Annotated in this window: 1 pseudogene (only partly in view); it reads right to left on the reverse strand. The window is 52.5% G+C overall.

The features are described 5' to 3' along the window. A pseudogene (locus FDX09_RS09905) lies at nucleotides 1–238 on the reverse strand (IS1 family transposase); its annotated part reaches 238 nt to the left of the window's first position; the annotation flags it as partial.

The following is a 238-nucleotide window of genomic DNA, read 5'->3' on the forward strand; positions in this document are numbered from 1 at the left end:
AAAATCGTGTTGAGGCCAACGCCCATAATGCGGGCTGTTGCCCGGCATCCAACGCCATTCATGGCCATATCAATGATTTTCTGGTGCGTACCGGGTTGAGAAGCGGTGTAAGTGAACTGCAGTTGCCATGTTTTACGGCAGTGAGAGCAGAGATAGCGCTGATGTCCGGCAGTACTTTTACCGTTACGCACCACGCCTTCAGTAGCTGAGCAGGAGGGACAACTGATGGAGATGGAAG

Source organism: Citrobacter sp. wls717 (genome assembly GCF_005280955.1).
Classification (GTDB): Bacteria; Pseudomonadota; Gammaproteobacteria; order Enterobacterales; family Enterobacteriaceae; genus Citrobacter; species Citrobacter werkmanii.